The following is a 12,940-nucleotide window of genomic DNA, read 5'->3' on the forward strand; positions in this document are numbered from 1 at the left end:
ATGGCGATTGCACCCATGGCGCTGTTGCTGGTGGCGGCAGCCCCCGTCAAACCCGACCCGTCGCTGGGCAAGGCCGGGGCCGCGTGCCGGACGAATGAAACGGGTCCGGCGGTCCTCGTATCGGTGATCGGCCTCAAGGATCGCAAGGGCCTGGTACGCGCCGAACTCTATCCGGCGAACGACAGTGATTTCCTTGCCGACGATGCGGTCCTGATCAACGCGCAAAAATTGTTCCGGCGAGTGGACCTGGAACTGCCGCCATCGGGGCCCGTCACCCTCTGTCTGCGCGTCCCGGCACCCGGCCGGTACAGCCTGTCGGTCCTGCACGATCGCAACCATAATCTCAAATGGGACAAATTGTCCGACGGGCTCGGGTTCGGCGGCAATCCGAAGCTCGGCTGGTCAAAGCCGAAGGCGGCTGCCGCGTCGGTCGTGGTGGGCGCGGGGCCAACACGCACCGAGGTCGTCATGAATTATCTGAGCGGGCTGAGATATAAGCCACTGGAACGCAAATGAAGATCGTCGACGTCTGCGCCTTTTATACGCCGCACGGCGGCGGGGTGAAAACCTATATCGACCGCAAGCTCGCGATCGGCGCCGCGATGGGACATGAAATCGTCGTCATTGCGCCAGGCTCGCATGATCGGGTCGAGCGGCGGGCGGGCGGCGGCACGATCGTCCATATTGCGAGCCCGCAATTGCTCGTCGACCGGCGCTATCGCTATTTCGACGACGCCGCGGCCGTTCATGCGCGCCTCGACGCCGAACGCCCCGATGTGGTCGAAGCCTCATCGCCCTGGCGCACCGCCAATATCGTCGCCGACTGGCAGGGCGATGCGCCGCGGGCCCTGATCATGCATGCCGATCCGCTAGCTGCCTATGCCTATCGCTGGTTCGGGCGGTTCGGCAGCCGCAAGACGATCGACAAGAGCTTCGATCTCTTCTGGCGCCATCTGCGCCGGCTGGGTGCGCGCTTCGACAGCGTCGTCAGCGCCAATCGCCATCTTTCGGCGCGGCTCAGGGCGGGCGGTGTGGCGGGAGTCGAGACGATACCCATGGGAGTCGATCCGGGGCTCTTCTCGCCGGCGCACCGCGATCCCGGCCTGCGGCGGGATCTTCTCGCGCGCTGCGCGCTCCCGGAAAGCGCGACCCTGTTGATCGGGGTTGGCCGCCACAGCGGCGAAAAGCGTTGGCCGCTGGTGATCGATGCCTGCCTCGCGGCGTCACAGCATCGTCCGATCGGCCTGGTCCTTGTCGGTGACGGCCGCGACCGTGCACGGCTCGTCCGCCAGATCGGCAGTAATCCGCACGTCCATCTCCTTGCGCCGGTCGCCGATCGCGCCTTGCTGGCACGCGTGATGGCCAGCGCCGACGCGCTGATCCACGGCTGCGAAGCCGAAACCTTCGGCCTTGTCGCGGCGGAGGCCGCGGCATCGGGTCTGCCGTTGATCGTCCCCGACGAAGGCGGCGCGTCGGACTTCGTGCGCAGCGACAATGGCGAACTCTACGAAGCGGGCGATGCAGGCGCTGCGGCGCATGCGATCGGACGGCTCCTCGCGCGCGATCCGGCAGCGCTCGCTGCGGCCGTCGCCCGGCGCGCCGGGGGCGTGCCGCTGATCGACGATCATTTCGGCGCGCTGTTCGGCCGCTATCGTTCGTTCGCGTCGCTCCGCCGGGCGGCCTGATGTCCGCGATCGATCTTTATATCGCGCGGCGGCTCGCACGGCCCTTTCTCGCCGTCAGCGCTGTAATTGTCTTGTTGCTGACACTCGAGAACAGCCGCCGGCTGATGGCGTTGCTTGGCAATGTCGAGCAGCCCGTCGCCGTGCTGATCAAGCTGATGCTCTATCTTGTTCCCGAATATCTCGGGCTTGGCCTGCTGATTGCCGTGTTCGTATCGGTCGCGGTCGTCTTTCGCGACTTCGCTCTTCAGGGCGAACTCGACATATTTGCGTCGATCGGTCTCTCCCCCCGTCGCTTGCTCCGCGCGCCGCTGATGTTCGGGCTGGCGGTAGCGCTGCTGCATGTCGGCCTTCGCGCTTATATAGAACCGGCCGGCGAGCAGCGGCTCGATGCGCTCGGCACGTCGATCGCGCTTGGCAATCTCGGCCTGTCGATCGCGCCGGGCGAGTTTCTGCGTCCCAGGCCCGGGACGATGTTTCATGTCGATGCCGTCGACAGGAGCACGGGCATTTTTCGCGGACTTCTTGTGCAGAGCCGCAGCCTGACGGCTGCCGCGCGCGAAGGGCGGGTGATCAATGGCGGGCACGAGGGGGTCTTGTTGCGCCTGTTCGATGGCCATGTGGTCGTGACGTCCCCCAGCGGCCGACTCGAAGTCACGTCGTTTCAAGCGATGGCGATGCCCATAGAGTTGATGGCCGCCAAGCCCGTCCATATGACGCCGCGCCATCGAAACGACCGGCTCATGTTCGGCGATCTGTGGCGCGCCGCGTCTCACGCCCCGACCGAGCCCGAACGCGCGGCAGCCCGCGCAGCGTTCGGTAGCCGGTTTGTGACCGCCGCCTTTATCGCTCTTGTCCCGCTCTTCGGTTTTGCCCTCGGTGTTCCGCCCAAGCGATCGACGTCCGCGCTTGGGCTGGGCCTCGGCATCATGCTGATTGTGGGCTTCGTCCAGACGATCGTCGCGATCGAGGATGGCGCCAACGCGTTAGCGCCCCTGTTTCAGGTCGCGATCCTGTTTGGCTTTGCCTGTGTTGCGCTCGCGATGCTTCGCGCCCAGATCCGTCGCGGGCCCGGCGCCATCGAGGCGATGCTGGTGTCGGCGAGCCAACCCGCGCGGCATCTGTCGCGCTGGTTCGGCCTCGACCGCCTGATGATGCGGCTGCCCACCGACCGGCAGCCGATATTGTCGGCTGGTCGATGACGGCACCGGGTCCGCAGCACAGCAATCCGCCAAAGCCGTCGGCGCAGCCGGATGACGGCTCACGCGAGGCGAACGCCTTTCATTGGCTTCCCCATGCCCCCGTCTGGTGGAACCTGCTGCGCTTCGCGACACGCAATTGTCGGAGATGAGGGTTGCCCGTCAGCCGCGAATGGAGCGCCGCTCGTGCAGGCTTCGCACGGGCGCAGCTTTTGGCTGACGCCAGTCATAGACCGTCCATCCCCGTCGCAAGGCCATATGGAGCAACCGGCGCGACGGATTGACCGCCACCGCTTCATCGGCCCATTCGAAGGTAGGAAGGTCGGAAAGATCGTCCGAAAAGAAGCGGATGTGGACGTCCACGCGATCGATCTCCTGACTCGCCAGCCAATGTTCGAGCATGCGACGCTTGTCCGCGCCGTAGCAATTCGCGCCGGCGATCCGGGGCGTGAGGTCGCGCCCGCGCCACATCGACCCCGTACCGACCACATCGGTGACGCCGAGCCGCTCGGCGATGGCCTCGAGATAGAACAGGTGCGCGGCCGATGCGATGACGACGCGGCGCCCGGCTGTTTTCTCGGCTGCGATGTTCACAACGCCATCCCGATGGATATTTTGTGCAAGACTCTGCTCGGCATAGGCGCCCGCGAGATCGGTTATTGTGTCGAGATCGACAGCGCTTCCGAGCATAAGGCGCTGCATCGCCTGCTTGAGCTGTTTGCGCGACAGCAAGCGGGCCTTGTACGCCGCCATCAAGGCGACCACGAGCGGGACGAAGACGAGGCGCCACGGCGCATGCCGCCGCGCAGCGAAAAGCAGGAACGGCGACCAGGTCCCGTGGATGGTCAAGGTGCGATCGAGATCGAAGATCGAGAGCGGACGCGATGATGTCATGGGCGACTTCCTCCGCAGGAACGACGCCGCCCGAATTATTTTCCGCACTTGCTGTGGATATCAGGCCGCCGCGGCGTCGTTCTCCCTATGCGGATCGGCTTTCTCTTCAACCACGACCAGATTCATCAGATGGCGCACAGCTTGCCGGTCGCTATGGCCCTGGCGCGCGCAGGCACGGGCGCCGATATCATGGTCGCGACCACCAGTGATCTGCTGGCGCGCGAGGCGATCCGGTTGATGGGCGGCACTGTGCCGGCTGGCATCCGGCTTGTCGCGCTTGGTCTGAATTCGGCTGCGTCGCGGAGCCTCAACGCAGTGCTCGGATCGATTCTTCCGGCCGCCAAATTGTTGGTATATCGTGACAATCTCGACTTCTTCCGCTCGCTCGATTTGCTTGTCGTGACCGAGCGGACGTCGCTCATCCTCAAGACGCGCTACGGCCTTTCATCGCTCCGCATGGTGCTGACCGATCATGGCGCCGGTGACCGGGCGATCGGCTTCGGCAAGTCCGCGGCGCTGTTCGATCATATCCTGGCGGCAGGCCCGAAAATCCGGGACAGGCTGACCCGGGAAGCGGGCGTGTGCCCGGATCGCCTGACGATCACCGGCTATCCCAAATTCGATATCGCGGCAGGGCAGGGACGGCCGATCAAGTTTCGCGGCAGCAATCGGCCGATCGTCCTCTACAATCCGCACGTCTCGCCGCATCTCTCATCCTGGTACAAGCAGGGCCGCGCGGTACTCGACTATTTCCTTGGTTCCGATCGTTACAATCTGATTTTCGCGCCGCACATCATGATGTTCGAGCGGCGGATGGCGGTGACGATCGACAAGCTCCGCTTCGGCCTGCCCGGCAACCTGCACAGGCGATATGCGGCGGCGCCCAATATCCATATCGATCTCGGCAGCGCCGCGCTGACCGACATGAGCTACACCAACGGCGCGGACATCTATCTCGGCGACGTAAGCAGCCAGATCTACGAGTTTTTGAAATCGCCGCGGCCCTGTCTTTTCCTCAACAGCCACGGCATCGACCCCGACCGGGATCCCAATTTCGCCCATTGGCAATCGGGGCCGGTGATCTCGGGAGCCGGCGACCTCGGTCGCGGTTTGGAGGAAGCGGTGGCGGATCACCCGGGCCGCTATCGGTCCGTGCAGCGCCGACTCTTCGACCATACGTTCGACCTCACCGCCGAGCCATCGTCGGCGCGCGCCGCCCGTGCGATCGCTTGCCTCGCGCGCGGCGTCATGCCCGAGGGCAGGTCCCCCGATGGCCGCCTTGCTTACTGAGACCGCAAAGGCGCCGCCGGGACCGGTTCGCCGCATCTACGAAAATCTCGGCCTCCTGCTTGGCGGCAAGGCTGCGGCCGGCCTGATCAGTCTCATCTATGTCGTCGTCGCCGCGCGTGTCCTCGGCCCCGAACAATATGGCGTGCTGGTGCTCGTCAATTATTTCGCGATGCTGATCGGCGGCCTCATCGCCTTTCCGGGCTGGCACGCGATCGTTCGCTACGGGGTCCAGCCCGCCGAGACCGATCATGCGAAGCTCATCCGGCTGCTTCGCTTTGCCGGCGCCATCGAACTGGCGGCGGGCGTCGCCTCCGTCATTGTCGCAGCGCTTGCGGTGCCGCTCGTCGGCCCGCTGCTCGGATGGTCGGCGGACGCGCAGGCGCTCGCGGTCCCCTATTGCTTTGCCGTTCTGGCGACAGTGCGCGCGACGCCGGGCGGTTATTTGCAGATACTACGGCGCTTCGACCTCCTCGCGCTTCACAATATCGTCACCCCGGTGATGCGGCTGCTCGGGACGCTGATCATCATCGTCTTCGATCTGGGGCTCACGGCCTTCCTCGTTGCGTGGCTCGTCGCTGCGCTTCTCGAGGGCGCGTCGCTATGGATTGCGGCGATCTATCTCGCCCGTCGTCATATGCTCGATCAGCCCTTGCTAGGCGCCATCGCGGACGCGCGGCGCGAGCATGAGGGGCTGGGCCGCTTCATGCTCACCGCCAATGCCGATATCATGCTTGGCGACCTGACCGGACGGCTGACACCGCTCATTGTCGGGGCAATGCTCGGCCCGGCAGCGGCGGGCCTCTATTCGATCGCCCACCGCGCGACGATCGTCATTTCGCAGCCTGCGCAAATGTTGGGGCAAGCCGCCTATGCCGAGCTCGCGCGCCTCGCGGCTGGCGGCGGCGCGGGTCTCGTTATCCGGCAGGCGCTCGGCCGGTGCATCGGCATTGCGTTCGCCACGGCGCTGCCTCTTCTCGTCATCCTCGCTTTCTTTTCGCGCGAAATCGCAATATTGATCGGCGGGCAAGCCTTCGCCGACGCTGCCGGGGTCATGCTCTGGCTGACGCTCGCCCGCGTCGTCGCGATGGCAGGGCCACCGACAAGTGCAGCGCTGATCGCCATCGGGCGACCCGGCTTGTCGGTGAGGGCAAATATAATCGCCGGACTTGGCCTCATGCCGCTGCTGCCCCTGTTTACCCGCTCTGCAGGGCTCGTGGGTGCCGGTTATCATGCCCTGCTGCAGGCGTTGGTCGCTGCGGGCCTGCTCGGTTTCGCTCTGTGGCGGGTTACGGATCGTCCGCAATGAGCGCGCCGTTCGCCTTAACCGCTTCGTGCAGCCTCACGCCTTTCATATTCGCGCCATATGAGGCAGACACTATGCCTTGCCGCAAGGACGAAGACGAAAGAGCGCAGCGTTTAATGAATAGATCCGGCGGGCTCGAAGCGATATTCATGGCCAATCGGCCAGCTTTGTCGCGCTATTTGCGCGTTCGTCTTCGAGGCGATGGAGACGGTGAAGACATCCTGCAGGAACTGTGGCTGAAGCTCGCCGGTATCGACGCGAGCCTGATCGCCGAGCCGCTCGCCTATCTCTATCGAACCGCGGAGAATCTGGTCCTCGACCGGCGCCGCTCGGCGCAGCGCCGCATCGCGCGCGAGCAGGAATGGACGAAGGGGCATATCGACGGCAGCATGGCCGCACCGCGCGATGCGCAGCCATCGGCCGAACGCATGCTTGTGGCCCGCGACCAGCTGAGGCGGGTCGATGCGGTGCTCGACGCCTTGCCCGAGCGCACCGCCTTCGCGTTTCGCGCCGTGCGGATCGATGGCGTGCCACAAAAGCAGATCGCCGCCCAAATGGGGATCAGCGTGAGCGCGGTGGAGAAGCATTTGCAACGGGGGTACCGCGCGGTTCTGGAGCTCAAACAGCAGCTGGATGTGGATATCGACGCGCCGCAACGTCAAGTGGCCGAAGGAATTGATGATGGGGACCGGTAGCATCGTGGACGAGGCCGTCGCATGGCATGTACGGTTGCAAGGGCCGGCGGCCGACGGCGCGCTGTGGGCCGAGTTCACGGCCTGGATGGAAGCCGATCCGACGCACGCCGATGCCTATGATGCCGTCGCGCTCGCCGACGAGCGTCTTTCGGAAGAACTGGCCGAAACCAGTGCGCCCGAGGCATATGAGCCGCTGCTGACCAATGACAACGAGCCCGGTGCCCGGCCCTGGTATCGGCGCACCGCTTTTCTCTCGATCGCGGCGAGTCTCGTCCTCGCGCTGTTCTTGTCGCCTATGCTTTTTCGATCGCCTGGAGTGGAAGTGATTTCGACCCAGCCCGGCGAAACACGCGAAATCGCTCTTGGCGATGGATCGACGATCGGCCTCAACGGTGGCACCACTATTCACCTCGATCGCAAGGCCGAACGCTTCGCGCGCCTCGACAGCGGCGAGGCGATCTTCACGATCAAGCATGACAGCGCGCGGCCGTTCGTCGTCGAGACGGGCGACGGAACGCTCCGTGATCTCGGCACGATCTTCAACGTGCGCCAGTCGGTAAACGGCCTGGAAGTCGGCGTGTCCGAAGGCAGCATCCAATATGATCCGGGCGCCCAAGCGGTCACGGTAACGGCGGGCAAACAGCTCCGTGTCCAGCGCGGCAAGTCCAAGGCGGTGGTGACGGCCATCGACCCGGCTTCGGTCGGCGGGTGGCGGCAGGGGAGGCTGAGTTATCATGATGCGCCGCTCACCACGATCGCGCTCGATCTCTCGCGTTCGCTTGGCACGCCGGTGACTGTTTCGCCGGATCTGACAAGCCGGCGCTTTTCGGGCGTTATCCGCATCGATCGCGACGAAGCGAAGCTCTTCCGGCAACTGGAGTCCTTGCTTGGCGTCCATGCCCGCCATAGTGCCAAAGGATGGCAATTGACGCGCTAATCCGGTGACCTGGAATCATTTTCTTCCTGCCGCGGCAATCGCCATCGTTACTGCGAGCCCGGCGGCGGCGGCGGCGGCGGAAAGCCGCAACTTTAATATTCCGGCCCAGCGTCTCGACAATGCCTTGATCACGCTCGGAAACGAGACGCAAATTTCTATCGGCGGCATCGATCAGCGTCTGGCAGGTGTGCGCAGCAAGCCGGTTCGCGGCCGGATGACGATCGCACAGGCGCTCACCATGATGCTGCGAGGTACCGGTTTTACCTACCGGATCGTCGATGCCGAGACCGTTCGTATCATTCCGGCGCCGCAGGCGCAGGCGAGGCCGAAGCCCGTGGCGCCTCCGAAGCTTGCACCCCCCGCGCCGCGTATCGAGGCAACGATGACGCCGCCCGTTGAAATCATCGTTACTGCGACCAAGCAAGGCCAGCCGCTCGACAGCTATCCGGGCACCGCGCATATCGAGTCGGTAGGCAGCGTCGGTATTGGAGAGAGTCAGGGCACTGCTGCCTTTGTCGCGCGCATCCCGACCTTGACCTCGACCAATCTGGGGCCGGGCCGCAACAAATTGTTTGTGCGCGGAATCGCCGACAGCAGCTTTTCCGGACCGACCCAGTCGACCGTTGGTATCTATCTCGGTGACCTTCGGCTCACCTATAATGCGCCCGAGCCTGACCTGCGCCTCTATGATATCGACCGCATCGAAGTGATCGAGGGCCCCCAAGGCACGCTCTATGGCGCCGGAGCGCTTGGCGGGATCATTCGGATCGTTCCGAAAATGGCGGACGCGGGTGGCTTTCACGCTTCGGCAACCGCAGGTCGATCGTTCACGCGAGGAGCCGAGCCGGGATATGATATCGAGGGAATGGTCAATCTCCCGATCCTGACCGACCGGGTGGCGCTTCGCGTCGTCGGCTACAAACAGGTCGAAGGCGGCTATATCGACAATAGCACGTTGGGGACCGAGAATACCAACCGGACCCGCATCGATGGCGCACGCGCAAACTTGCGAATTGAACCGGGAGATAATTGGACGATCGATGTCAACGCGTTGCTCCAGAATATCGACACCCGCGACGGCCAATATGCCGAGTCCGATCAGCCGCGTCGGACCCATGCTGCAAATATCCCGCAGCCGTATGACAATGATTTCAAGGCGGCGGGGTTCGAGATTGCCAAAGACTGGAGCGATCTCAAGCTCATCTCATCGACGGGTATCGTTGACCATGGCTTGTCGGAAACCTTCGATGCGACCGGATTTGGCGGCAATCCCGAGGTGCAGATTTTCGAAGGGCATGAGGAAATTCGCCTGCTGACCCACGAGACGCGACTTTCGCACCGCGGGCCGTTCGGCAACAGCTGGGTCGTGGGGCTCGGTCTCGTCCACAACATCGACCGCATCGACCGTCGTCTCGGTCCGCTCGACGCGCCCGTCACGCTCGCGCGGCTGCGCAACCAGAAGACCGAGGTCGCCGTCTTCGGCGAAGCGACGCAGCAGATCGCTCCGCGCCTGTCCGGGACACTCGGCGGACGTGTCGTCTTTGCTGAGACGATCGGCGAGTTGATGGGTGGCTCGGATCAGGATTTCGAACCGAAGCGTCGGCAGGTTCGTGTCCTCCCGACCGCTGCGCTGTCGTGGAAACCGAACCCCGAACTTCTAACTTTTCTCCGCTACCAAAGCGGCTTTCGGAGCGGCGGCATCGCGATCACCGGGGGGCGGGTCAACACCGCGCAGCGCTTCGATTCGGATTCGATCCACACCGCGGAGCTCGGAATCAGGTTCGGGAGCGAAGCCGATACTGCCACGTCCCGCTTCTCAGGCGGCATCACGACCTCCTATTCGATCTGGACTAGTATCCAGGCCGATCTGATCGGGGTCGACGGGCTGCCCTTTACCGAAAATATCGGACGCGGCACGGTCTACGGTGCTGAAATCAACGGCCGCTGGCATGCGACCGATCGCCTGTTCTTCGATGGCGCGATGTTCGTCAATCGCAGCGCGCTGACCAACCCTGCCGAAGGGCTCGAAGAGGCCGACGAACGGCCGCTGCCTAATATTGCGCGGACCGGTGCGCGTTTCAGCGCGGCTTGGGAGAGGCCCTTGTCCTCCAGCCTTACCTTCAAGCTCGACGGTACCGTCCGCCTGATCGGCGCGTCGAGCCTGGGGACGACGGCGCCACTCATCCTCGAACATGGCGAAACGACCCAGGTCGACCTGTCGGCGTCGCTTGTCGCATCGCAAGGCTGGGCCATCTCGCTGGATGCCACGAACCTGCTCGATGCCAGCGGTAATACCTTCTCCTATGGCAACCCATTCACCGTCGCCGACGGCAAGCAGATCACGCCGCTGCGACCACTGACGGTACGATTGGGTATTCGGGCAGGATTCTGAGGGGCCACATCCGCTTGAAATCGATAAGTGTCACGACAGCTTTGTCAGTTCCTCATTCGAAAGCTGCCTGACCGCAACCGGCCAAGTCGAGCAAACTAGCGGCCGGTATGCAACGCGCCTGAAATCGGAGGCTCGAACAGGCGCCGGTCGCGATCTGAAAGCAGACTGCAGATTCTTGATCGGCTTCGATTGGCAATCGTTTCGGAACGGGCTGCGCGGAACTCGGAAACGGAGCTGCTGCCTTCGGCGCCAAAAAAATCGGACAATCCCGCACGGTGCTGTCCGCTTTCACCAGCCTCTCTCGTCTAGCGAAAGGTTCGGGAAGAATGCCTGCCCGACGACTTGCGCCGTGGCACGAGGGCAGACGGGAGAAAATCGATGACGAAGTGGATCGGGACGGGTGGCCGGGTAGCATTGGCCGTATGTGCCACAGTTGGATTGGCGCCGGATTGCCTGGCCCAATTTGCCGCTACCGAGCAACCGCCCGAACAACGAGATGCGCAGCAGCGGCCCGCTGAACCGCCGCCCGGCAAGCAGCGCAGTTCCATTGCGGTGCCGGTCGTGCCGGCACAGCCCGTGACCATCATCGGCAATCCCGGCAATTCCCGCCGTGGACAGTTTGATACGCTGCCGAAGACCGTCTTGGATCCGGACACCGTCGAAGGGGCTGCATCTTCGGACAATGCTGCTGGTCGGGACTCGTTCGCCACGGGCAAAAAGAGCGGTGGTGCGAACGGGGCAGTGCCGTCCGGACTAAGCGGCGACGTCAATGAGGGTGTCCGGGTCTCCGATGTCGAACGCGGCTATGGTCGTGCCGCCGCCTTACCCGATAACGGCAATGGCGGATCGGCTGGCGGTGTCGGCCTCAATTCTGCCGGCGAAGGCAATTTGGGGTCCAGCGCCGGCCTGCTCAATTCGGTGGCCGGGCTGGGCGGGAACAGCAACGGCGGCAGCGGCGGTAACTCGGCGCAGGGCGGCACCAATTCCGGCAGCACCGGGATCGAGGGCGCGCTGAACTCCTTCGGCGGTGCAAACGGCGGTCGGTCCGACAATAGCAATGGCAACGGCAACCGGCGCTCGAACGGCGGTCCCGCCGAAAACGGAAACTCAGGCGGCGGCCGCGACAGCGCCGGCGGATCGGCAAGAAACCTGCCCGCGCAGGGCAATTCGGCGGGCTCGGGATCGGACAGGTCGGTCGATCGAAACCAGAATGAGACGCCCGCAAACAACTCGGGACGCGAAGCCCCGAACAGCCAGAAGGACAAGTCGGGAGCCGATGGCGACGATCGTTCGGCGCGCAACGACAGCAATGCCAACGACAATGGCGGGTCGGATCGGAGCAACCGGGACGCGCCTCCCGAAGGCAATTCGGATGGCGCGGCCAAGGCCGGCGCCCCCGATCGGCCCGAAGAAGAAGGCTGGTCGGCGGGTAGCGACCCGGTTGGCCGGGCGGCGGCGCGGCGGCGCTTCGGCGATCTGGGCGCGGCTGCGGCGGGGCGTGATTTGCTGGGTGAGAAACGCGACGCGGAAGCGGTCGATGCGGAGGAAGGCCTGCGCCGGATCGGCGACCGGGTCGACCCGCTGACCGGCGCCGTGGGCATCGAGGCGCCCGTCGCCGGCGGCGTTTCGCCGCTGCTGCGCGCGGTCGTCGAAACCGCAAAGAAAAGGAAGCAGAAGAAATGAAATATCTCGGAACGATGATTGTCGCGCTCGCGCTCGCCGCACCGGCGGCGGCGCAAACCGGTCCCGCGACCGACTTGTTCGCCTTTTCGCAAGGGGCGCGGTTGGTGCAGGTTCCGGACGACGCCGAATTTACGGCGATGGACAGCAGCCCGTTCAACCTGATCGACGGATCGGCGACGACCGACTGGACGGGCGAAGCGGGGCGGCCCGCCGTGTTCGTGCTCGAACTGGCGGAGCGAACCGAATTGTCGCGCGTCGCCTTTGACACCGCCTTCCTCAATCGCGACGAAAAGTCACCGCGCGCGATCCGCGTCGAACTGTCCGACACGTCGGCGCGCAGTGGTTTCGTGCCGATCTTGGCGGCTGATCTGAAGATGAAGAAGGATGGTCAAAGCTTCGGCTTCGACCCTGAGCATCGCCCGGTCGGGCGTTGGGTGCGGCTGACGATCGCGAGCAATTATGGGGACGATTATACCGGCTTCACCGGCTTTCACGGCTATGGCCGTCCGCTCACCGCAACGGCAACATTGCCCGATGTCACCGGACGCTATGAAGGATGGAGCGGCTGGGGCACGCTCAACCTGACGCAGAGCGGCGATACCGTAACCGGCTGTTACGAATATCAGGCGGGGCGGATCACGGGCCGGATCGACGGCCGGGTGTTGACGCTCGACATGGTGGAGACGGGCCCCGACGGCGCGCCGCGACGACTGCGCGGTTATGTCGGGCTGACGCCTGATGGCGGCAAGCTGATCGGCTTCGCGCGCGGCCTCACCGAGTCCGACCGCCTTGGCTATGCCACCTATATGAGCGCGGACCGGCGGGCGAACCGCCCCGGCGCGTGCCGCTGACGTCATTTGTGAAC

General features: G+C 64.4%; 11 protein-coding genes. 10 read left to right on the forward strand and 1 reads right to left on the reverse strand.

Annotated features, from left to right (window positions below):
* The 3 genes from VHO04_RS00470 to VHO04_RS00480 are packed head-to-tail and all read left to right on the forward strand — an operon-like array spanning position 1 to position 2,884.
* Positions 1-516 carry a DUF2141 domain-containing protein gene (locus VHO04_RS00470; protein WP_329626537.1) on the forward strand — a complete coding sequence of 172 codons (516 nt, stop codon included), beginning with the start codon at positions 1-3 and terminating at the stop codon, positions 514-516.
* A complete protein-coding gene (locus VHO04_RS00475) occupies positions 513-1,685 on the forward strand; it encodes a glycosyltransferase (protein WP_329626538.1) in 1,173 nt (390 codons plus the stop codon). The genes VHO04_RS00470 and VHO04_RS00475 overlap by 4 nt, the downstream gene beginning before the upstream one ends.
* The gene (locus VHO04_RS00480; RefSeq protein ID WP_329626539.1) at positions 1,685-2,884 is read left to right on the forward strand and encodes an LptF/LptG family permease; all 1,200 of its coding nucleotides are present in this window, start codon (positions 1,685-1,687) and stop codon (positions 2,882-2,884) included. The genes VHO04_RS00475 and VHO04_RS00480 overlap by 1 nt, the downstream gene beginning before the upstream one ends.
* Before the next feature lie 159 nt (positions 2,885-3,043).
* On the opposite strand, the gene VHO04_RS00485 is transcribed toward VHO04_RS00480, so the two are convergent.
* Positions 3,044-3,775 carry an HAD family hydrolase gene (locus VHO04_RS00485; protein ID WP_257549224.1) on the reverse strand — a complete coding sequence of 244 codons (732 nt, stop codon included), beginning with the start codon at positions 3,773-3,775 and terminating at the stop codon, positions 3,044-3,046.
* 87 nt (positions 3,776-3,862) lie between these two features.
* On the opposite strand from VHO04_RS00485, the gene VHO04_RS00490 reads away from it, so the two are divergent.
* The 7 genes from VHO04_RS00490 to VHO04_RS00520 all read left to right on the forward strand — a co-directional run bounded on the left by VHO04_RS00490 (position 3,863) and on the right by VHO04_RS00520 (position 12,926).
* Entirely contained in the window at positions 3,863-5,065 is a 1,203-nt protein-coding gene (locus tag VHO04_RS00490) for a hypothetical protein (RefSeq protein ID WP_257549226.1), read from the forward strand.
* Entirely contained in the window at positions 5,046-6,371 is a 1,326-nt protein-coding gene (locus VHO04_RS00495; protein WP_257549228.1) for a lipopolysaccharide biosynthesis protein, read from the forward strand. Before VHO04_RS00490 ends, VHO04_RS00495 begins: the two co-directional genes overlap by 20 nt.
* Positions 6,368-7,063 carry an RNA polymerase sigma factor gene (locus VHO04_RS00500; RefSeq protein ID WP_257549230.1) on the forward strand — a complete coding sequence of 232 codons (696 nt, stop codon included), beginning with the start codon at positions 6,368-6,370 and terminating at the stop codon, positions 7,061-7,063. The genes VHO04_RS00495 and VHO04_RS00500 overlap by 4 nt, the downstream gene beginning before the upstream one ends.
* Positions 7,047-8,000, forward strand: a complete 954-nt coding sequence (locus tag VHO04_RS00505; protein WP_329626540.1) for a FecR family protein — start codon at positions 7,047-7,049, stop codon at positions 7,998-8,000. The genes VHO04_RS00500 and VHO04_RS00505 overlap by 17 nt, the downstream gene beginning before the upstream one ends.
* Before the next feature lie 4 nt (positions 8,001-8,004).
* Positions 8,005-10,392, forward strand: coding sequence for a TonB-dependent receptor (locus tag VHO04_RS00510; protein ID WP_329626541.1), 2,388 nt, complete (start codon positions 8,005-8,007; stop codon positions 10,390-10,392).
* A 378-nt stretch (positions 10,393-10,770) separates the two neighbouring features.
* Positions 10,771-12,075, forward strand: coding sequence for a hypothetical protein (locus VHO04_RS00515; RefSeq protein ID WP_184101369.1), 1,305 nt, complete (start codon positions 10,771-10,773; stop codon positions 12,073-12,075).
* Positions 12,072-12,926 carry a hypothetical protein gene (locus tag VHO04_RS00520; protein WP_184101371.1) on the forward strand — a complete coding sequence of 285 codons (855 nt, stop codon included), beginning with the start codon at positions 12,072-12,074 and terminating at the stop codon, positions 12,924-12,926. Before VHO04_RS00515 ends, VHO04_RS00520 begins: the two co-directional genes overlap by 4 nt.
* The last annotated feature ends 14 nt before the right edge of the window (positions 12,927-12,940 follow it).

Source organism: Sphingopyxis sp. (assembly GCF_036261875.1).
In the GTDB taxonomy this organism is placed as follows: Bacteria; Pseudomonadota; Alphaproteobacteria; order Sphingomonadales; family Sphingomonadaceae; genus Sphingopyxis.

Excerpts from the sequence above, each read along its gene's own strand:
- VHO04_RS00505 (WP_329626540.1), top strand. The coding sequence starts at position 7,047 with ATGATGGGGACCGGTAGCATCGTGGACGAGGCCGTCGCATGGCATGTA.
- VHO04_RS00480 (WP_329626539.1), top strand. The coding sequence starts at position 1,685 with ATGTCCGCGATCGATCTTTATATCGCGCGGCGGCTCGCACGGCCCTTT.
- VHO04_RS00485 (WP_257549224.1), bottom strand. The coding sequence starts at position 3,775 with ATGACATCATCGCGTCCGCTCTCGATCTTCGATCTCGATCGCACCTTG.
- VHO04_RS00500 (WP_257549230.1), top strand. The coding sequence starts at position 6,368 with ATGAGCGCGCCGTTCGCCTTAACCGCTTCGTGCAGCCTCACGCCTTTC.
- VHO04_RS00490 (WP_257549226.1), top strand. The coding sequence starts at position 3,863 with ATGCGGATCGGCTTTCTCTTCAACCACGACCAGATTCATCAGATGGCG.
- VHO04_RS00495 (WP_257549228.1), top strand. The coding sequence starts at position 5,046 with ATGGCCGCCTTGCTTACTGAGACCGCAAAGGCGCCGCCGGGACCGGTT.
- VHO04_RS00475 (WP_329626538.1), top strand. The coding sequence starts at position 513 with ATGAAGATCGTCGACGTCTGCGCCTTTTATACGCCGCACGGCGGCGGG.
- VHO04_RS00520 (WP_184101371.1), top strand. The coding sequence starts at position 12,072 with ATGAAATATCTCGGAACGATGATTGTCGCGCTCGCGCTCGCCGCACCG.
- VHO04_RS00470 (WP_329626537.1), top strand. The coding sequence starts at position 1 with ATGGCGATTGCACCCATGGCGCTGTTGCTGGTGGCGGCAGCCCCCGTC.
- VHO04_RS00515 (WP_184101369.1), top strand. The coding sequence starts at position 10,771 with ATGACGAAGTGGATCGGGACGGGTGGCCGGGTAGCATTGGCCGTATGT.